Annotated in this window: 8 protein-coding genes, 5 tRNA genes and 6 rRNA genes; 5 read left to right on the forward strand and 14 right to left on the reverse strand. The window is 40.9% G+C overall.

The genetic code is table 11. The annotated features are described in order from the left end of the window. Positions 1–89 precede the first annotated feature (89 nt). Complete coding sequence (locus M4I44_RS02230) at positions 90–1,316, forward strand: folylpolyglutamate synthase/dihydrofolate synthase family protein (protein WP_249966396.1); 1,227 nt, start codon at positions 90–92, stop codon at positions 1,314–1,316. A gap of 177 nt (positions 1,317–1,493) precedes the next feature. After that, a tRNA-Val gene (locus M4I44_RS02235) sits at positions 1,494–1,568 on the forward strand. Positions 1,569–1,631: 63 nt separating this feature from the next. Here M4I44_RS02235 and M4I44_RS02240 read toward each other — a convergent pair. After that, positions 1,632–2,861: an aminotransferase class V-fold PLP-dependent enzyme gene (locus tag M4I44_RS02240; protein WP_249966397.1), complete on the reverse strand. Its 1,230-nt coding sequence runs from the start codon at positions 2,859–2,861 to the stop codon at positions 1,632–1,634. A gap of 121 nt (positions 2,862–2,982) precedes the next feature. Between M4I44_RS02240 and M4I44_RS02245 the strand changes: the two genes are divergently transcribed. After that, complete coding sequence (locus M4I44_RS02245; protein WP_017498786.1) at positions 2,983–3,444, forward strand: Lrp/AsnC family transcriptional regulator; 462 nt, start codon at positions 2,983–2,985, stop codon at positions 3,442–3,444. 620 nt (positions 3,445–4,064) lie between these two features. Here the strand turns inward: M4I44_RS02245 and rrf (M4I44_RS02250) are convergent. From rrf (M4I44_RS02250) to M4I44_RS02305, 12 genes are all read right to left on the reverse strand, one after another. Continuing rightward, positions 4,065–4,174, reverse strand: a 5S ribosomal RNA gene (gene rrf / locus M4I44_RS02250). A gap of 152 nt (positions 4,175–4,326) precedes the next feature. Beyond that, positions 4,327–7,205: ribosomal RNA gene (locus tag M4I44_RS02255) — 23S ribosomal RNA — on the reverse strand. A 154-nt stretch (positions 7,206–7,359) separates the two neighbouring features. Next, positions 7,360–7,433: transfer RNA gene (locus M4I44_RS02260), tRNA-Ala, on the reverse strand. A gap of 142 nt (positions 7,434–7,575) precedes the next feature. After that, a tRNA-Ile gene (locus tag M4I44_RS02265) sits at positions 7,576–7,649 on the reverse strand. Between the two features lie 125 nt (positions 7,650–7,774). Beyond that, positions 7,775–9,288 (reverse strand): 16S ribosomal RNA (locus M4I44_RS02270). Between the two features lie 1,790 nt (positions 9,289–11,078). Beyond that, positions 11,079–11,188, reverse strand: a 5S ribosomal RNA gene (rrf, locus tag M4I44_RS02275). A 152-nt stretch (positions 11,189–11,340) separates the two neighbouring features. Further along, positions 11,341–14,219: ribosomal RNA gene (locus tag M4I44_RS02280) — 23S ribosomal RNA — on the reverse strand. Between the two features lie 154 nt (positions 14,220–14,373). Then, positions 14,374–14,447 (reverse strand) — tRNA-Ala (locus tag M4I44_RS02285). 142 nt (positions 14,448–14,589) lie between these two features. Continuing rightward, a tRNA-Ile gene (locus M4I44_RS02290) sits at positions 14,590–14,663 on the reverse strand. Between the two features lie 127 nt (positions 14,664–14,790). After that, positions 14,791–16,304 (reverse strand): 16S ribosomal RNA (locus M4I44_RS02295). The 16S, 23S and 5S rRNA genes sit together here with 4 tRNA genes alongside, the layout of an rRNA operon. Positions 16,305–17,225: 921 nt before the next feature. Then, on the reverse strand, positions 17,226–18,461 hold the full coding sequence (locus M4I44_RS02300; RefSeq protein ID WP_249966398.1) for an ABC transporter permease: 1,236 nt from the start codon (positions 18,459–18,461) through the stop codon (positions 17,226–17,228). A gap of 117 nt (positions 18,462–18,578) precedes the next feature. Beyond that, on the reverse strand, positions 18,579–19,073 hold the full coding sequence (locus tag M4I44_RS02305; protein ID WP_017498845.1) for a YkgJ family cysteine cluster protein: 495 nt from the start codon (positions 19,071–19,073) through the stop codon (positions 18,579–18,581). 74 nt (positions 19,074–19,147) lie between these two features. Here M4I44_RS02305 and M4I44_RS02310 point away from each other — a divergent pair, with 74 nt between their 5' ends. Beyond that, positions 19,148–19,855 carry a bifunctional 2-polyprenyl-6-hydroxyphenol methylase/3-demethylubiquinol 3-O-methyltransferase UbiG gene (locus M4I44_RS02310; RefSeq protein WP_249966399.1) on the forward strand — a complete coding sequence of 236 codons (708 nt, stop codon included), beginning with the start codon at positions 19,148–19,150 and terminating at the stop codon, positions 19,853–19,855. Positions 19,856–19,866: 11 nt separating this feature from the next. Then, on the forward strand, positions 19,867–20,412 hold the full coding sequence (locus tag M4I44_RS02315) for a YfiT family bacillithiol transferase (protein WP_089077268.1): 546 nt from the start codon (positions 19,867–19,869) through the stop codon (positions 20,410–20,412). An 86-nt stretch (positions 20,413–20,498) separates the two neighbouring features. Here the strand turns inward: M4I44_RS02315 and M4I44_RS02320 are convergent, their stop codons facing one another. After that, positions 20,499–21,131 (reverse strand): 7-carboxy-7-deazaguanine synthase QueE, encoded by a 633-nt coding sequence (locus M4I44_RS02320; RefSeq protein ID WP_017496141.1) that lies wholly within the window; start codon positions 21,129–21,131, stop codon positions 20,499–20,501. Positions 21,132–21,149: the final 18 nt, after the last annotated feature.

Raw genomic sequence — 21,149 nt, forward strand, 5'->3', positions numbered from 1 at the left:
GAAATTTGCAATAAAGATAATTTTCACTCTCTTATAAAACTAAAAAAAATGAAAATTATTTCAATTCGAAACTATTTTAACGCAATTCAATGAACTATCAGGAAACCACAAACTGGATGTTTAATCAGCTTCCAATGTACCAACTTCAGGGAGCTTCGGCATACAAAGAAGATTTGACTAATATTAAGTTGCTGGCTGCACATCTTGGCAACCCTCAAGATCAGTTAAAATGCATCCACGTTGCCGGAACCAATGGTAAAGGATCGACCTCGCACATGCTGGCTTCAGTTTTACAGGAAGCCGGATATAAAGTAGGATTGTATACCTCTCCGCACCTTAAAGATTTTAGGGAACGAATTAAAATTAATGGCCAGGAAATCTCCGAAGATTTTGTTTGTCAATTCGTAGCCAAACACAAAAACTTTTTTGAAGCCAATGATATGAGTTTTTTCGAAATGTCTGTTGGACTAGCCTTCGATTACTTCGCTTCAGAGAAAACTGACATTGCTATTATTGAAGTTGGTCTTGGCGGAAGACTCGATGCAACCAACATAATCACACCATTAGTATCGGTTATTACCAACATCGATTTAGACCATACTCAGTTTTTAGGAAATACCCCGGCAGCAATTGCTGGTGAAAAAGCCGGAATCATAAAACCAAATGTTCCTGTTGTTATTGGGGAATACACCTTTGAGACTCAACCTATATTCTTAGCTAAAGCAGAACTAAATAAAGCTCCTATTTATTTTGCTTCCGATTTAATCACAGAAGTTTTTCCTTCCGATCTAATTGGGGATTATCAGTTTCACAATAAAAAAACGGTACAGCAGACAATCCACATTTTAAATTCTCAAAATGAGTTTAAAATCTCAGACGAAAATCTAAAAAACGGTTTGTTACAGGTTGTAAAAAATACCGGCTTACAAGGCAGATGGCAGCAATTGGGAGAAAACCCAAAGATCATCTGTGATACTGCCCACAACCAGCACGGACTGGCTGTTGTAATGAAACAAATCCAAAAAGAGAGTTTCGAAAATTTACATATTGTTCTGGGAGTTGTAAACGACAAAGATCTCGATTCTATTTTACCTCTTTTTCCTAAAAATGCACAATACTATTTTTGCAGCCCAAATTCATCCAGAGGTCTAAAGACAGAAATTTTAAATGAAGCCGCTAAAAAGCACCATTTAATAGGGGAAAATTACGACTCGGTAGAGCATGCTTTTGTTACAGCCAGAAAAAATGCTTCAAAAAATGATTTTATTTACGTTGGAGGAAGCACTTTTGTAGTCGCTGAATTGCCGCTTGCCTAAACAAAAGTCCCAAAAGAAAAAAAGCTGCAAAAAAACAATTTAATAACAAATTCATAAACAGCGAGATATAAATCATTTTTAAAAAAGTTTTATTTTTTATTCGATTTTCTTTGCAGAACTCAAAAACTAGCGTATATTTGCACTCGCAATCACAAACGATAGCAACCTAGTAAAATAGGGCGATTAGCTCAGCTGGTTCAGAGCACCTCGTTTACACCGAGGGGGTCGGGGGTTCGAACCCCTCATCGCCCACAAAAAACTCCTTAAGAAATTAAGGAGTTTTTTTTTGCTATTTATCACGACGACTTAGCAATATTAAATAGATACAATTTCCTTAACTGCCTCGATAAACAAATCAATTTCATCGAAAGTATTATAATAATGAGGAGATGCTCTCACTGCCCATTTTACCCCCTTTTCATCAAAATCAATCACGGCGAAATTTCTAAAACTCGGAACCACATTTATTTTTCTCTTCAGTAGCTCATCAACAATATATTTTGGTTGAGAATCCTCGACAAAAAATGTCACCAAGCCCCCAAGCTCAGGTCCTTTATCCAAAACCCTAACTTTAGAAATTTTAGCCAGTTCGTCTCTCATATATTTTGACAACAACTGTATTTGCCTCCAAATTCTATCCTCTCCAATACTTAAACAATACTCAATAGCAGCTTTACTTCCCAAAACAAGAGCATAAGCAAATTCCCAATCTTCAAAACGTTTAGCATCCGGTTGTTGTTTATATTCATCTTTTTCAATCCAATCAGCACCTCTCATATCAATAAACAAAGGCTCGAGTCCAGACTCAAGAACCCTGTCTGAAACATACAGAAACCCCGTGCCACGCGGACCTCTCAAAAATTTCCTGATCGTAATACTTAAAAAATCACATTTCAATTCCTCAACATCCAACTTCATTTGTCCCGCCGATTGACAAGCATCCAGAATATACCAGGTTTTATCAGCATGTACTTTTCTATAACGATTGTATATTTCACCTATACTTTTAACAGGCTGAACCAAACCGGAATTGGTTGGAATATGCGTTATAGCCAATAATCTTGGCTGAAGAGAAAATAATTTTTCCTCAAGATCTTTTAGATCAACACCACCAGTCTCAGCATTCTTGATTCTTACTATTTTAATTCCAAATCGTTTTTGACATGAAATAAACTGAATTTGATTCGAAATAAAATCATCATTGTCCGTCAAAATCACATCATCCCTCAAAAAAGGAATAGAAGACAATGCACGGGTATAAGAATCCGTAGCACTCGCCGTAAAAGCAATATTCGAGGGATCACAATTAACTAATTTTCCAGCCTGAGCGTAAAATTCCTTTATTACATCTGCCTTCAAAGCCGCAGCCTCATACCCCCCAATTTCAGATTCTAACTTTACATGTTCCAATATAGACCGAGTTACCACATCAGGCATTAAACCTGCGCCTGCATTGTTAAGATGGTTTACATTTTTACACCCAATTGTTTCACTTCTAAATTTTTCGATTTCTTCTTCAGAAAAAACACTTTCATTTCTTTTCATTATTCTTCTTTTATGTTAAATATTACAACACAAAACTACTTATACCTTCCTGCTTTATTTCGGCAAATAAATACTACAAATAACTAATTTAACCTAAATTTACTTGAAAATCAGGTAAAAAATGCAAGCACTCGACGAATACGACAAAAAAATTTTACAATACATTCAAAAAAACAATAGACTGACCGCCCAAGAACTTGGCGACTTAGTAAATTTAAGCAGTTCAGCCGTACAAAGAAGATTAGCAAGATTAAGAGAAAATAAAATAATAGAGGCCGATATATCAATAATAGCACCAAGCACTATTGGCTTAACGATTACTTGCATAGTAGACATCATTCTAGCGGACGGAAATTCAAAAGCTTTAGAAAAATTCAAGGATTCTATGCGGAAATGCCACGAAGTGATGCAATGTTATTTCGTCACCGGTACCTATGATTTTGTTATTATTGTAAACGCAAAAGACATGCAGCATTATGAATCTTTTGCCAAAAAATGGCTAATGGATGATCCGAATGTTAAACATTTCTACACTCATGTAATAATGGACAAGGTAAAAGTTGGCTACGATGTAGCAATTTAACCTCATATTCCTTTCCATAAAAATCACTTCAAAACAGGGGGTTTAAATCGCTTTTCTCATCTAAAACAAACAAGAACCTCACTCTCCGGATAAAACTAAAAATAAAGCACTAAAAAACACTTAAAAAAACATCTCAACTACACATTCCCTATGCGGTTGCATATTCATCTTTTCATGTTAGCTAATTATTATGGCGTTTCCCTTTGGGTCGGGCTGTCCGCTAAATCTTTTGCGATAGAAGTTTAAGGGAATTTTTAAATGAATGGTAATCGCAAAAGGATATCGCTCCCATCCCTAACGCAATTTGTGATAAAAAGAATATTTAAAGAAAAAAAGAACTAAAGTTTTTAACCGCAAAGTCCGCAAAGGTATACGCAAAGCACGCAAGGAAAAAGGGCTGAAAGCCCGAAATGCGAAGCACTATGAACCAAAATAAACAGCAAACATCGCCCTAAAAGGGCAAAAGCCATCTACAGCCAATAAAAAATCCGTTCTAATCCGCGTTTTCGCCTGGCGAATCCGTATCATCTGTGTACTTTTTTTTAACCGCAAAGCGCGTAAGAATTTAAAACTAGTATAAAACAAAAAACCCTATCCGATTTGGATAAGGTTCTTCAAAAGAAAGGCGACGACATACTCTCCCACATAACTGCAGTACCATCTGCGCAGGCGGGCTTAACTTCTCTGTTCGGGATGGGAAGAGGTGAGCCCCGCCGCAATAACCACCTTAAGGCTGTTAGTTGCTTGGGCAACTTTTTAATTGACAACTGATAATTAACAATTGATAATTAAAACAATATTTTAACATACTGAGATAAAGAAACAAATAAGTTTTTTTCTTAAGAAAGTTCTCTCCCTCCGATTGCTCGGAGGGAAAAGTGCGTACATAAGCTTACGGATTATTAGTACTACTCGACTATGACATTACTGCCTTTACATCTATAGCCTATCAACGTGGTCATCTTCCACGATCCTTAAAAGAAATCTCATCTTGTGGTGGGTTTCGCGCTTATATGCTTTCAGCGCTTATCCCTTCCAAACGTAGCTACTCTGCGGTGCCCCTGGCGGGACAACAGATACACTAGAGGTTTGTCCAATTCGGTCCTCTCGTACTAGAATCAGATCCACTCAAATTTCTAACGCCCACAGTAGATAGAGACCGAACTGTCTCACGACGTTCTGAACCCAGCTCGCGTGCCACTTTAATGGGCGAACAGCCCAACCCTTGGGACCTTCTCCAGCCCCAGGATGTGACGAGCCGACATCGAGGTGCCAAACCCCCCCGTCGATATGAGCTCTTGGGGGAGATCAGCCTGTTATCCCCGGCGTACCTTTTATCCTTTGAGCGATGGCCCTTCCATGCGGAACCACCGGATCACTATGCTCTACTTTCGTACCTGATCGACCTGTATGTCTCTCAGTCAAGCTCCCTTATGCCATTGCACTCTACGCACGGTTACCAAGCGTACTGAGGGAACCTTTAGAAGCCTCCGTTACTCTTTTGGAGGCGACCACCCCAGTCAAACTACCCACCAAGCACTGTCCTCTTCATCGAAGAGTTAGGCCTCAGATAAACAAAGGGTTGTATTTCAACAATGACTCCACAACGCCTGGCGACGCCACTTCACAGTCTCCAACCTATCCTACACATCATTTATCCAAGGTCAATACTAAGCTATAGTAAAGGTGCACAGGGTCTTTTCGTCCCACTGCGGGTAAACGGCATCTTCACCGTTACTACAATTTCACCGAGCTCATGGCTGAGACAGTGTCCAGATCGTTACACCATTCGTGCAGGTCGGAACTTACCCGACAAGGAATTTCGCTACCTTAGGACCGTTATAGTTACGGCCGCCGTTTACTGGGGCTTCAATTCAATGCTTCTCCGAAGATAACATCTCCTCTTAACCTTCCAGCACCGGGCAGGTGTCAGGCCCTATACTTCATCTTACGATTTTGCAGAGCCCTGTGTTTTTGATAAACAGTCGCCTGGACCTCTTCACTGCGGCCAGCTTGCGCTGGCGACCTTTCTCCCGAAGTTACAGGTCTATTTTGCCTAATTCCTTAGCCATGAATCTCTCGAGCACCTTAGGATTCTCTCCTCAACTACCTGTGTCGGTTTACGGTACTGGTACTAATTACCTGAAGTTTAGAGGTTTTTCTTGGAAGCCCTTAGGCGCACTATCTCTTTGTCCGAAGACTCCGAGTACTATCGTATTTCACCATTCTCTACGGATTTGCCTATAGAGAATATAGCTAGGTACTTCAACGAACTATTCCGTCAGTTCGCGGCGCTTTCATCACTCCGTCACCCCATCACAGTAATTAGTAGTACGGGAATATTAACCCGTTGGCCATCGACTGTCCCTTTCGGGTTCGCCTTAGGACCAGACTAACCCACAGCTGATTAGCATAGCTGTGGAAACCTTAGTTTTTCGGTGTGCGGGTTTCTCGCCCGCATTATCGTTACTTATGCCTACATTTTCTTTTCTAACCAGTCCAGCATACCTTACGATACACCTTCAACCCTGTTAGAATGCTCCCCTACCACTTTGTATTACTACAAAATCCATAGCTTCGGTAATATGCTTATGCCCGATTATTATCCATGCTCGTCCGCTCGACTAGTGAGCTGTTACGCACTCTTTAAATGAATGGCTGCTTCCAAGCCAACATCCTAGCTGTCTGGGCAGACAAACCTCGTTCTTTCAACTTAGCATATATTTGGGGACCTTAGCTGATGGTCTGGGTTCTTTCCCTCTCGGACTTGGACCTTAGCACCCAAGCCCTCACTGTTATCAATCATTATATAGCATTCGGAGTTTGTCAGGAATTGGTAGGCGGTGAAGCCCCCGCATCCAATCAGTAGCTCTACCTCTATATAACTAAAATAACGCTGCACCTAAATGCATTTCGGGGAGTACGAGCTATTTCCGAGTTTGATTGGCCTTTCACCCCTACCCACAGGTCATCCGAAGACTTTTCAACGTCAACCGGTTCGGACCTCCACACTGTGTTACCAGCGCTTCATCCTGCCCATGGGTAGATCACACGGTTTCGCGTCTAACACTACTGACTAAAGCGCCCTATTCAGACTCGCTTTCGCTACGGATCCGTGACTTAATCACTTAACCTTGCCAGCAACGTTAACTCGTAGGCTCATTATGCAAAAGGCACGCCGTCACCCCACAAAAGGGCTCCGACCGCTTGTAAGCGTATGGTTTCAGGATCTATTTCACTCCGTTATTCACGGTTCTTTTCACCTTTCCCTCACGGTACTGGTTCACTATCGGTCTCTCAGGAGTATTTAGCCTTAGCGGATGGTCCCGCCAAATTCAGACAGGGTTTCACGTGCCCCGCCCTACTCAGGATACCACTATCTATTATACTTGTTACCCATACGAGGCTATCACTCTCTATGGCTCGACTTTCCAGTCGATTCCGGTTCCTTGTACATAAAATGTCGTGGTCCTACAACCCCAACAATGCCGTAACATCATTGGTTTGGGCTAATCCGCGTTCGCTCGCCACTACTTACGGAATCACTTTTGTTTTCTTCTCCTCCGCCTACTTAGATGTTTCAGTTCAGCGGGTTTGCCCACCTATCGGTGTACTATGTCTTCAACATAGTGGGTTGCCCCATTCGGATATCTACGGATCAATCGATGTGTGCTCGTCCCCGTAGCTTTTCGCAGCTTATCACGTCCTTCTTCGCCTCTGAGAGCCTAGGCATCCCCCATACGCCCTTATTTTGCTTATTGTACCAATCTTGTTTCTTAAAACAAGACCGTTTTTTTTTGTCTTTTATTATTGCTAATAAAAAACGCTTTCTACTTTCTTATTATTTTCTTATCTCAATATGTCAATGAACTTTTATAATTAATAATTATCAATTGATAATTGTCAATTATTTCGTGGAGAATAACGGAGTCGAACCGTTGACCTCCTGCGTGCAAGGCAGGCGCTCTAGCCAGCTGAGCTAATCCCCCATTTTTTAGTTGTCAGTTAACAGTTTTCAGTTAACAGTACTTAAAACGGTTACTCAACCTCTAAAATTTCCTTTTAAATTAAGCTTTCAGTCCTTTTTAATTATCAATTGTTAATTATTAATTATCAATTCTTTTTAAAAAGTAGTCCCGGGCAGACTCGAACTGCCGACCCCTACATTATCAGTGTAGTACTCTAACCAGCTGAGCTACGAGACTCTGTTTTTACTTAATTCTTTCATTTTTTTAAATTAACAGCAAGAGTAATACAATCTCCAATTCAGAGACCCATAAATAATCATCTTTTTTCCTTAACGTGCACTAGGCTAACAGTAAGGCTCTAGAAAGGAGGTGTTCCAGCCGCACCTTCCGGTACGGCTACCTTGTTACGACTTAGCCCTAGTTACCAGTTTTACCCTAGGCAGCTCCTTGCGGTCACCGACTTCAGGCACCCCCAGCTTCCATGGCTTGACGGGCGGTGTGTACAAGGCCCGGGAACGTATTCACCGGATCATGGCTGATATCCGATTACTAGCGATTCCAGCTTCACGGAGTCGAGTTGCAGACTCCGATCCGAACTGTGACCGGTTTTATAGATTCGCTCCTGGTCGCCCAGTGGCTGCTCTCTGTACCGGCCATTGTAGCACGTGTGTAGCCCAAGGCGTAAGGGCCGTGATGATTTGACGTCATCCCCACCTTCCTCACAGTTTGCACTGGCAGTCTTGTTAGAGTTCCCGACTTGACTCGCTGGCAACTAACAACAGGGGTTGCGCTCGTTATAGGACTTAACCTGACACCTCACGGCACGAGCTGACGACAACCATGCAGCACCTTGTAATTTGTCTTGCGAAAGATCTGTTTCCAAATCGGTCAAACTACATTTAAGCCTTGGTAAGGTTCCTCGCGTATCATCGAATTAAACCACATGCTCCACCGCTTGTGCGGGCCCCCGTCAATTCCTTTGAGTTTCATTCTTGCGAACGTACTCCCCAGGTGGGATACTTATCACTTTCGCTTAGCCACTGAAATTGCTTCCAACAGCTAGTATCCATCGTTTACGGCGTGGACTACCAGGGTATCTAATCCTGTTCGCTACCCACGCTTTCGTCCATCAGCGTCAATCCATTAGTAGTAACCTGCCTTCGCAATTGGTATTCCATGTAATCTCTAAGCATTTCACCGCTACACTACATATTCTAGTTACTTCCTAATAATTCAAGTTTAGCAGTATCAATGGCCGTTCCACCGTTGAGCGATGGGCTTTCACCACTGACTTACTAAACCGCCTACGGACCCTTTAAACCCAATGATTCCGGATAACGCTTGGATCCTCCGTATTACCGCGGCTGCTGGCACGGAGTTAGCCGATCCTTATTCTTACGATACCGTCAAGCTCCTACACGTAGGAGTGTTTCTTCTCGTACAAAAGCAGTTTACAATCCATAGGACCGTCATCCTGCACGCGGCATGGCTGGATCAGGCTTGCGCCCATTGTCCAATATTCCTCACTGCTGCCTCCCGTAGGAGTCTGGTCCGTGTCTCAGTACCAGTGTGGGGGATCTCCCTCTCAGGACCCCTACCCATCGTAGCCTTGGTAAGCCGTTACCTTACCAACTAGCTAATGGGACGCATGCTCATCTTTTACCGTTGTGACTTTAATAGTATCTCGATGCCGAGTCACTATACTATGAGGTATTAATCCAAATTTCTCTGGGCTATCCCTCTGTAAAAGGTAGATTGCATACGCGTTACGCACCCGTGCGCCGGTCTCTATATCCGAAGACATATACCCCTCGACTTGCATGTGTTAAGCCTGCCGCTAGCGTTCATCCTGAGCCAGGATCAAACTCTTCATCGTATATTTTTATATTATATTGCGATGATATCTATCGGTTCTTTTCGAATCTTACGATTCTATTACTCTTATTCTTTTGTCCCGATTAATCGGGACGGCTGTCAATTCAATATGTCTACGAACGTATTCTTTTTTCTTAATCTCGCTTGTCTCTCAAAGCGGGTGCAAAAGTAGAAAACTTATTTCTAATCGGCAAGAGTTTTTTGAAGTTTTTTTTTTAGAAAATCTCTTTTCGTTTTTAACTCCTCTCCTTACCAATCTTTCAATGAACTTCCCTTGTTTTGCGGGGTACAAACTTAAAACTTTCTTTCTTTACTCGCAAGCTTTTTGGAATCTTTTTTTGAAAATTTCTTTCCCTTTTAATTCCTTTGCTTGTCAGTATTTCAGTGAACGTTTATCGCTGTTGCGGGTGCAAAAGTAGTCACTTTATCCGCTTTTACAAGCTTTTTCTAAACTTATTTTTAATCTTTTTCGGAACTTTTTCGGAACTTTATCTTAACACCCTGATAACACCCCTTTTACAAATTATCATTCTTTTTAAATTTATACGATTTTTCTTAAATCATCTGTAATTATCGTAATTTTATCCTTCAATACCATTCCCTTTTTATACCATTCTCAATATATTTTGTCATTTATCACCAAATCCCAACCCATACACCATGTCAATTCCATCTCATTTGACAACTTTTCCAACCAAACAGCAACCAAAACACATATTCAAATAAATACAGCAGATTTCACAAACACCTAAACCATCTCTTTACAAAATAACTAACCACAATAAAAAATCAACGAAAAAAACTCAAGAAAGCAGCAAACCATTATTCTTTTAGATTTACAAGACATTCATACCAAACACTTCTACTTATCAACTTTTAAAATCAACATGACTCAAAAAGTCAGAGACAACTCTTAGCTTACTCAAACAAAAACAAAAACAAAAAAAACAAACAAATACCAAAACAGCTTACAAAGATTAAAACTTAAAGACAAATCAAATTTGAGCAATTAAAAAATTCCTTTCTTTTTTCCAAGAACAAACATAAAACTCTAAAATTTCAATCAAGAATAGCTATTTATCTAACAAAACACGAAAACAGAACAAATGCTTTCCCCGAGACTCCACCTCTTCTTAGAAACTCTGAGCAATAATCTTCATCAACCCCTAAGCTTATCGTTTCTCTATCACTAAGACTCTTTCAAGACAAATTACTATTTAATTAATCAACTACAAAAGCTAGCAATTGCATATTAAACCAGGGGACAGGAAATAAACATCTTAAAGACATTAATTATACTCAACCTACAAACTCTTTGAATTACACATTTTACATACAATCTCTTTATTTCTTTTTAACCCACAATTATGGCGTTCCCCTTTGGGTCGGGCTGTCCGCTAAATCTTTTGCGATAGAAGTTTCAGGGAATTTTTAAAAGTATGAGCATCGCAAAAGGATATCACTTCCATCCCTAACGCAATTTGCGATAAAAGAATATTCAAAGAAAAAAAAGGACTAAAGTTTTTAACCGCAAAGGTTTACGCAAAGCACACAAGGAAAAAGGGCTGAAAGCCCGAAAAGCAGAAAGCATGGTGCGAACCAAAATGAGCAATAAATATCGCCCTGAAAGGGCAAAAACCCATACACCTAATAAAAAATCCGTTCTAATCCGCGTTTTCGCCTGGCGAATCCGTATCATCTGTGTACTTTTTTTTAACCGCAAAGCGCGTAAGAATTTAAAACTAGTATAAAACAAAAAACCCTATCCGATTTGGATAGGGTTCTTCAAAAGAAAGGCGACGACATACTCTCCCACATAACTGCAGTACCATCTGCGCAGGCGGGCTTAACTTCTCTGTTCGGGATGGGAAGAGGTGAGCCCCGCCGCAATAACCACCTTAAGGCTGTTAGTTGCTTGGGCAACTTTTTAATTGACAACTGATAATTAACAATTGATAATTAAAACAATATTTTAACATACTGAGATAAAGAAACAAATAAGTTTTTTTCTTAAGAAAGTTCTCTCCCTCCGATTGCTCGGAGGGAAAAGTGCGTACATAAGCTTACGGATTATTAGTACTACTCGACTATGACATTACTGCCTTTACATCTATAGCCTATCAACGTGGTCATCTTCCACGATCCTTAAAAGAAATCTCATCTTGTGGTGGGTTTCGCGCTTATATGCTTTCAGCGCTTATCCCTTCCAAACGTAGCTACTCTGCGGTGCCCCTGGCGGGACAACAGATACACTAGAGGTTTGTCCAATTCGGTCCTCTCGTACTAGAATCAGATCCACTCAAATTTCTAACGCCCACAGTAGATAGAGACCGAACTGTCTCACGACGTTCTGAACCCAGCTCGCGTGCCACTTTAATGGGCGAACAGCCCAACCCTTGGGACCTTCTCCAGCCCCAGGATGTGACGAGCCGACATCGAGGTGCCAAACCCCCCCGTCGATATGAGCTCTTGGGGGAGATCAGCCTGTTATCCCCGGCGTACCTTTTATCCTTTGAGCGATGGCCCTTCCATGCGGAACCACCGGATCACTATGCTCTACTTTCGTACCTGATCGACCTGTATGTCTCTCAGTCAAGCTCCCTTATGCCATTGCACTCTACGCACGGTTACCAAGCGTACTGAGGGAACCTTTAGAAGCCTCCGTTACTCTTTTGGAGGCGACCACCCCAGTCAAACTACCCACCAAGCACTGTCCTCTTCATCGAAGAGTTAGGCCTCAGATAAACAAAGGGTTGTATTTCAACAATGACTCCACAACGCCTGGCGACGCCACTTCACAGTCTCCAACCTATCCTACACATCATTTATCCAAGGTCAATACTAAGCTATAGTAAAGGTGCACAGGGTCTTTTCGTCCCACTGCGGGTAAACGGCATCTTCACCGTTACTACAATTTCACCGAGCTCATGGCTGAGACAGTGTCCAGATCGTTACACCATTCGTGCAGGTCGGAACTTACCCGACAAGGAATTTCGCTACCTTAGGACCGTTATAGTTACGGCCGCCGTTTACTGGGGCTTCAATTCAATGCTTCTCCGAAGATAACATCTCCTCTTAACCTTCCAGCACCGGGCAGGTGTCAGGCCCTATACTTCATCTTACGATTTTGCAGAGCCCTGTGTTTTTGATAAACAGTCGCCTGGACCTCTTCACTGCGGCCAGCTTGCGCTGGCGACCTTTCTCCCGAAGTTACAGGTCTATTTTGCCTAATTCCTTAGCCATGAATCTCTCGAGCACCTTAGGATTCTCTCCTCAACTACCTGTGTCGGTTTACGGTACTGGTACTAATTACCTGAAGTTTAGAGGTTTTTCTTGGAAGCCCTTAGGCGCACTATCTCTTTGTCCGAAGACTCCGAGTACTATCGTATTTCACCATTCTCTACGGATTTGCCTATAGAGAATATAGCTAGGTACTTCAACGAACTATTCCGTCAGTTCGCGGCGCTTTCATCACTCCGTCACCCCATCACAGTAATTAGTAGTACGGGAATATTAACCCGTTGGCCATCGACTGTCCCTTTCGGGTTCGCCTTAGGACCAGACTAACCCACAGCTGATTAGCATAGCTGTGGAAACCTTAGTTTTTCGGTGTGCGGGTTTCTCGCCCGCATTATCGTTACTTATGCCTACATTTTCTTTTCTAACCAGTCCAGCATACCTTACGATACACCTTCAACCCTGTTAGAATGCTCCCCTACCACTTTGTATTACTACAAAATCCATAGCTTCGGTAATATGCTTATGCCCGATTATTATCCATGCTCGTCCGCTCGACTAGTGAGCTGTTACGCACTCTTTAAATGAATGGCTGCTTCCAAGCCAACATCCTAGCTGTCTGGGCAGACAAACCTCGTTCTTTCAACTTAGCATATATTTGGGGACCTTAGCTGATGGTCTGGGTTCTTTCCCTCTCGGACTTGGACCTTAGCACCCAAGCCCTCACTGTTATCAATCATTATATAGCATTCGGAGTTTGTCAGGAATTGGTAGGCGGTGAAGCCCCCGCATCCAATCAGTAGCTCTACCTCTATATAACTAAAATAACGCTGCACCTAAATGCATTTCGGGGAGTACGAGCTATTTCCGAGTTTGATTGGCCTTTCACCCCTACCCACAGGTCATCCGAAGACTTTTCAACGTCAACCGGTTCGGACCTCCACACTGTGTTACCAGCGCTTCATCCTGCCCATGGGTAGATCACACGGTTTCGCGTCTAACACTACTGACTAAAGCGCCCTATTCAGACTCGCTTTCGCTACGGATCCGTGACTTAATCACTTAACCTTGCCAGCAACGTTAACTCGTAGGCTCATTATGCAAAAGGCACGCCGTCACCCCACAAAAGGGCTCCGACCGCTTGTAAGCGTATGGTTTCAGGATCTATTTCACTCCGTTATTCACGGTTCTTTTCACCTTTCCCTCACGGTACTGGTTCACTATCGGTCTCTCAGGAGTATTTAGCCTTAGCGGATGGTCCCGCCAAATTCAGACAGGGTTTCACGTGCCCCGCCCTACTCAGGATACCACTATCTATTATACTTGTTACCCATACGAGGCTATCACTCTCTATGGCTCGACTTTCCAGTCAATTCCGGTTCCTTGTACATAAAATGTCGTGGTCCTACAACCCCAACAATGCCGTAACATCATTGGTTTGGGCTAATCCGCGTTCGCTCGCCACTACTTACGGAATCACTTTTGTTTTCTTCTCCTCCGCCTACTTAGATGTTTCAGTTCAGCGGGTTTGCCCACCTATCGGTGTACTATGTCTTCAACATAGTGGGTTGCCCCATTCGGATATCTACGGATCAATCGATGTGTGCTCGTCCCCGTAGCTTTTCGCAGCTTATCACGTCCTTCTTCGCCTCTGAGAGCCTAGGCATCCCCCATACGCCCTTATTTTGCTTATTGTACCAATCTTGTTTCTTAAAACAAGACCGTTTTTTTTTGTCTTTTATTATTGCTAATAAAAAACGCTTTCTACTTTCTTATTATTTTCTTATCTCAATATGTCAATGAACTTTTATAATTAATAATTATCAATTGATAATTGTCAATTATTTCGTGGAGAATAACGGAGTCGAACCGTTGACCTCCTGCGTGCAAGGCAGGCGCTCTAGCCAGCTGAGCTAATCCCCCATTTTTTAGTTGTCAGTTAACAGTTTTCAGTTAACAGTACTTAAAACGGTTACTCAACCTCTAAAATTTCCTTTTAAATTAAGCTTTCAGTCCTTTTTAATTATCAATTGTTAATTATTAATTATCAATTCTTTTTAAAAAGTAGTCCCGGGCAGACTCGAACTGCCGACCCCTACATTATCAGTGTAGTACTCTAACCAGCTGAGCTACGAGACTCTGTTTTTACTTAATTCTTTCATTTTTTTTTAAATTAACAGCAAGAGTAATACAATCTCCAATTCAGAGACCCATAAATAATCATCTTTTTTCCTTAACGTGCACTAGGCTAACATTAAGGCTCTAGAAAGGAGGTGTTCCAGCCGCACCTTCCGGTACGGCTACCTTGTTACGACTTAGCCCTAGTTACCAGTTTTACCCTAGGCAGCTCCTTGCGGTCACCGACTTCAGGCACCCCCAGCTTCCATGGCTTGACGGGCGGTGTGTACAAGGCCCGGGAACGTATTCACCGGATCATGGCTGATATCCGATTACTAGCGATTCCAGCTTCACGGAGTCGAGTTGCAGACTCCGATCCGAACTGTGACCGGTTTTATAGATTCGCTCCTGGTCGCCCAGTGGCTGCTCTCTGTACCGGCCATTGTAGCACGTGTGTAGCCCAAGGCGTAAGGGCCGTGATGATTTGACGTCATCCCCACCTTCCTCACAGTTTGCACTGGCAGTCTTGTTAGAGTTCCCGACTTGACTCGCTGGCAACTAACAACAGGGGTTGCGCTCGTTATAGGACTTAACCTGACACCTCACGGCACGAGCTGACGACAACCATGCAGCACCTTGTAATTTGTCTTGCGAAAGATCTGTTTCCAAATCGGTCAAACTACATTTAAGCCTTGGTAAGGTTCCTCGCGTATCATCGAATTAAACCACATGCTCCACCGCTTGTGCGGGCCCCCGTCAATTCCTTTGAGTTTCATTCTTGCGAACGTACTCCCCAGGTGGGATACTTATCACTTTCGCTTAGCCACTGAAATTGCTTCCAACAGCTAGTATCCATCGTTTACGGCGTGGACTACCAGGGTATCTAATCCTGTTCGCTACCCACGCTTTCGTCCATCAGCGTCAATCAATTAGTAGTAACCTGCCTTCGCAATTGGTATTCCATGTAATCTCTAAGCATTTCACCGCTACACTACATATTCTAGTTACTTCCTAATAATTCAAGTTTAGCAGTATCAATGGCCGTTCCACCGTTGAGCGATGGGCTTTCACCACTGACTTACTAAACCGCCTACGGACCCTTTAAACCCAATGATTCCGGATAACGCTTGGATCCTCCGTATTACCGCGGCTGCTGGCACGGAGTTAGCCGATCCTTATTCTTACGATACCGTCAAGCTCCTTCACGAAGGAGTGTTTCTTCTCGTACAAAAGCAGTTTACAATCCATAGGACCGTCATCCTGCACGCGGCATGGCTGGATCAGGCTTGCGCCCATTGTCCAATATTCCTCACTGCTGCCTCCCGTAGGAGTCTGGTCCGTGTCTCAGTACCAGTGTGGGGGATCTCCCTCTCAGGACCCCTACCCATCGTAGCCTTGGTAAGCCGTTACCTTACCAACTAGCTAATGGGACGCATGCTCATCTTTTACCGTTGTGACTTTAATAGTATCTCGATGCCGAGTCACTATACTATGAGGTATTAATCCAAATTTCTCTGGGCTATCCCTCTGTAAAAGGTAGATTGCATACGCGTTACGCACCCGTGCGCCGGTCTCTATATCCGAAGACATATACCCCTCGACTTGCATGTGTTAAGCCTGCCGCTAGCGTTCATCCTGAGCCAGGATCAAACTCTTCATCGTATATTTTTATATTATATTGCGATGATATCTATCGGTTCTTTTCGAATCTTACGATTCTATTACTCTTATTCTTTTGTCCCGATTAATCGGGACGGCTGTCAATTCAATATGTCTACGAACGTATTCTTTTTTCTTAATCTCGCTTGTCTCTCAAAGCGGGTGCAAAAGTAGAAAACTTATTTCTAATCGGCAAGAGTTTTTTGAAGTTTTTTTTTAGAAAATCTCTTTTCGTTTTTAACTCCTCTCCTTACCAATCTTTCAATGAACTTCCCTTGTTTTGCGGGGTGCAAACTTAAAACTTTCTTTCTTTACTCGCAAGCTTTTTGGAATCTTTTTTTGAAAATTTCTTTCCCTTTTAATTCCTTTGCTTGTCAGTATTTCAGTGAACGTTTATCGCTGTTGCGGGTGCAAAAGTAGTCACTTTATCCGCTTCTACAAGCTTTTTCTAAACTTATTTTAAATCTTTTTCAAAACTTTTTCCTAACACTCTGATAACACCTCTTTTACAAATTAAACTTTTTTCAGGTTTGAAAGGTTTTTCTTCGTTCAAATGAAACTCTTAGATACAAAGCCCCATTTTTACTGGTTTCTTTTTAATCTCGCAAAGACGCAAAGGCGCGAAGTTTTTGTTTTTCTTGTCTTATTTCCTTTGAAAACCCATACCCTAGCCCCGATAGTAGTGGAAATCCTTTTGCTTTTTCCTTTAAAAAGCAAAAGATTGCAGCGGATAGCGGGATAAAGCTTCGACTTCGCTCAGCTGGACAGAAAAACTACTCTTATTATATAGTATAGAATCTCAAATACCAAGCTTCGACTTCGCTCAGATGGACAGAATCACTCCTTATATATAGGTAGTAAAAAAACAAACCCGACAGGTTTTGAAAACCTGTCGGGTTGTGTATACACTCCAGAACAATACAATTACTCGAAACGAATAGCTTTAACCGGAGAAATCTTTGTGATTATATAGGAAGGAATCAACAGCACCACAAAACAAACTCCAATCGTAAGCAAATTCAATAAAATAATATGCCAAAGATTAAAATAGACCGGAGCCTGATTTACATAGTAATTTTCAGGATTTAAGCGAATCACTCCAAACTGCTGCTGAATTAACAACAAAGCAATACCAATTAAATTTCCCCAAAACAATCCCCGAACAATCAAATAGAATGCGTTATACAAAAACACTTTACGAACCATCCAGTTATTAGCTCCCAACGCTTTTAAAATTCCAATCATTTGGGTTCGTTCTAAAATCAAAACCAACAGCGCTACAACCATGTTAATCGTAGCCACCAATATCATTACCCCTAATATTACTATGATATTAAAATCGAAAAGCTGCAACCAATCAAATATATAACTATACTTCTCTATTATTGTTTTGGTATCCAGATTAGACGATGTTTGATCGTAGATTTTTTCTCCTGTTGCTTTAATAGCATCAAAGTCATTAATGAATACCTCAAAAGCGCCAACCTGATTGGAACTCCATTTATTAATTCTTTGAATATGCCTTATATCTCCCAATATATAGGTGGCGTCAAAATCCTGAAAGCCTGAACTAAAAACACCTGCTATTCTGAATCGGCGGCTATTAGGCATTTTCCCTTGTTCTTCTTTGATAAAAAAAGTATTAAAATTATCTCCTACTTTTAGATGAAGTCGATCTGCAAGGAATTTTGAAATCAAAACATCTTCGTTTAAAGCAGCTGAAAAATCAGGTAACTTTCCTTCAACCAAATACTCTTCTATATTTTTCCAGTCGTAATCCGCTCCGACTCCTTTGAAGATTATACCTTCAAAAGAATTTTCTGTTCTGATGATTCCCGCTTTACTTGCGATTGCCTGAATATGATTTACCTCAGGAACTGATTTAAATTCAGGATAAAACTCCTGTTTTTTAGAAATAGGAATCAAAGTAACATCAGAATTGTTATTATCGTAGTTTGAAATTATAATCTGCCCGTTGAAAGCAGAAACTTTATCCCTTATTTTTTTTTGAAGACCAATCCCTGTCGCAACAGAAACGATCATCATTATCATACCAATAGCGATGGCCGAAATAGCAATTTTAATAATAGGCGCCGAAATACTGCTTTTAAAATCTTTTGCAGTAATTAGCCTTTTAGCTATGAAATATTCTAAACTCAAATTTTATGTTGTCTTGAAATTATTAATTACACCCGTTTCCGGTTCATTCGAATCAAAAGTACATTTTAAAAAGCAAAAATGAATTGCTTCTAAGAACAATTATCAAATGTTAGAAGGTTATAAAGGAAGCTTTTTCTTCATTTCCTCCACTATATTATATGCAGCAGGACAAATGGCAACATTCTTCAATGTTAAGTCCGCTATCTGATGAAACTTTTTACGATCTGTATGCGGAAATTCTCTGCACGCTTTCGGACGAACATCATAAATCATACAATAATTTTCATTGTCCAAAAAAGTACAAGGAACACTTTTCAAAACATAATCTTTGTCCTCATCAATTCTAAGATATTGTTCGATAAATTGCTGCGGCTTTTGTCGGAATGATTTCGAAATCCTTTCAATATCAGCCAAAGTAAACAAAGGACCGGTAGTTTTGCAGCAATTCGCGCATTGCAAGCAGTCTGTTTTTTTAAATTCGGCGTCATGTAAATCCTGCATTACATAATCCAAATTCTTTGGCTGTTTCTTTTTAAGCTTATCGAAATACTTTTTATTTTCGATATGCTTATCTTTGGCTAACTTATTTAAGTTATTTAAAATTTGCTTCAAGTTTAAGATTTAAAGTTGAACTGCAAAATTAAACAACTTTAAACTTGTAACCTTAAACTTTGAACTAAAATACAATGAAAGATCTTTTCGGGAAAGCCATGTACGATTTCCAAACCAATAATTCACCTGAGAATATTATCACTGAAACTTCGATTTCTGAAGAAGATGAAATGAGTGTGGATTATTTATTCCGTTCGTACAATGAAATGCCTAAACTCGAACAAAAAGCATTGCAATTAGCCTTCGGAAAAACTCTGGACGTAGGCTGCGGAGCCGGAAGTCATAGTTTATCTTTACAAAATGACAGAAATCTGGAGCTTGTTTCAATTGACATCTCAAGAAATGCAATCGAAACCTGCAAGCTTCGCGGAGTCAAAAATGCTATAGTCAAAAATATCCTGGATTTTGAGGAGGGAAAATTCGACACTATCATTTTACTAATGAATGGAGTGGGAATTTTTGGTAAACTAGAAAATTGCAACAAGTACCTTTCTAAACTAAAATCACTTCTGAACCCGGGCGGACAAATTTTACTCGACAGCTCAGACATTATCTATATGTTTGACGAAGATGAAGATGGCGGAAAATGGATCCCATCCGATAACGATTATTATGGAGAGCTTGTGTTCAACATTTCTTATAAAGGCGAGAAAGAAGAGCCGTTCGACTGGCTGTACCTTGATTACAACACTCTTCAAAATGCCGCTGCTGCAAATGGATTAAAATGTGAGCTCATCCTTGAAGGCGACCACTACGATTATTTGGCTAAACTTTCTCTATAAAACAACAAAACATGAACGAAACAGATTTAGAAAAACTAAAATATCCGATCGGCAAGTTTAAAACTCCAACAGATTATACCTCGGAGTACATTTCCGACAGTGTTGCCATCATTGCCTCTTTTCCCGAAAGATTAAAAAAAGAAACGATTCATTTAACCGACGAACAACTAGACACTCCTTATCGTCCGGACGGATGGACTGTTCGTCAGGTAATTCATCATTGTGCCGAAAGCCACATGAACTGTTATATCAGAATAAAATGGGCTTTAACCGAAAATAACCCTGTAATAAAAGCTTATGATGAAAAATTATGGTCTGAATTGCAGGACAATCTAACCATGCCAATCCAACCAACCTTACAATTACTGGAAGGACTACATTACAGACTAGCTTATATCATGAAAAATCTAAGTCCGAAAGATTTAAACAAATCATTTATTCATCCCGAAAACAATTCCGAATTTCTGATCAAACAAATCATCGGAATGTATGCCTGGCACAGCAACCATCACCTGGCTCATATAACAAATTTAAAAAACAGCAAAAATTGGATCTAAATCTGATGTTTCCTTTTTACACAGTGTATACTATTTACCAGAAACAAAAAATCTCTTCAATTGAAGAGATTTTTTGTTTAGATACCTTAAGGAATATTTAAATATTTATGCGTTTGAAGCGAAACTCTCCATTTTGGGTTGTTCATCACATAATCCACAATCAGGGGTGTCATTTCTTCTTTTTTACTCCATTCCGGCTGAAGAAACAAAATTGCGTTGTCATTTACTAACTCAGCTTGCTCTTCTGCAAAAATAAAATCGTGTTTGTTATAGATAATTACTTTCAACTCATGCGCATTGTCATATACCGTTTGAGTAGGCAACTTATTTTTTTTTGGCGAAAGACAAATCCAGTCCCAAGTACCTGATAACGGATAAGCTCCTGAAGTCTCGATATGAACTTTCATGTTTTTATCCTTCAACTGTTGAGTCAATAAACTCATATCCCAGGTCAAAGGCTCGCCACCTGTAATCACAACAGTATCAGCCTGACTTGATGCATTATTTACAATTAAATCAATACTTGTTGGCGGATGTAACTCGGCATTCCAACTTTCCTTCACATCACACCAGTGACAACCCACATCGCAACCTCCAATTCGTATAAAGTAAGCAGCTGTCCCAGTATGGAACCCTTCTCCCTGAATGGTATAAAATTCTTCCATCAAAGGCAACATCGCTCCTTTATTTACTTCTAATTGTATTTCTTTTGATAACATTATTCTATTTTAAAGTGC

The sequence above is a fragment of the Flavobacterium sp. B183 genome (assembly GCF_023539155.1).
GTDB lineage: Bacteria > Bacteroidota > Bacteroidia > Flavobacteriales > Flavobacteriaceae > Flavobacterium > Flavobacterium tructae.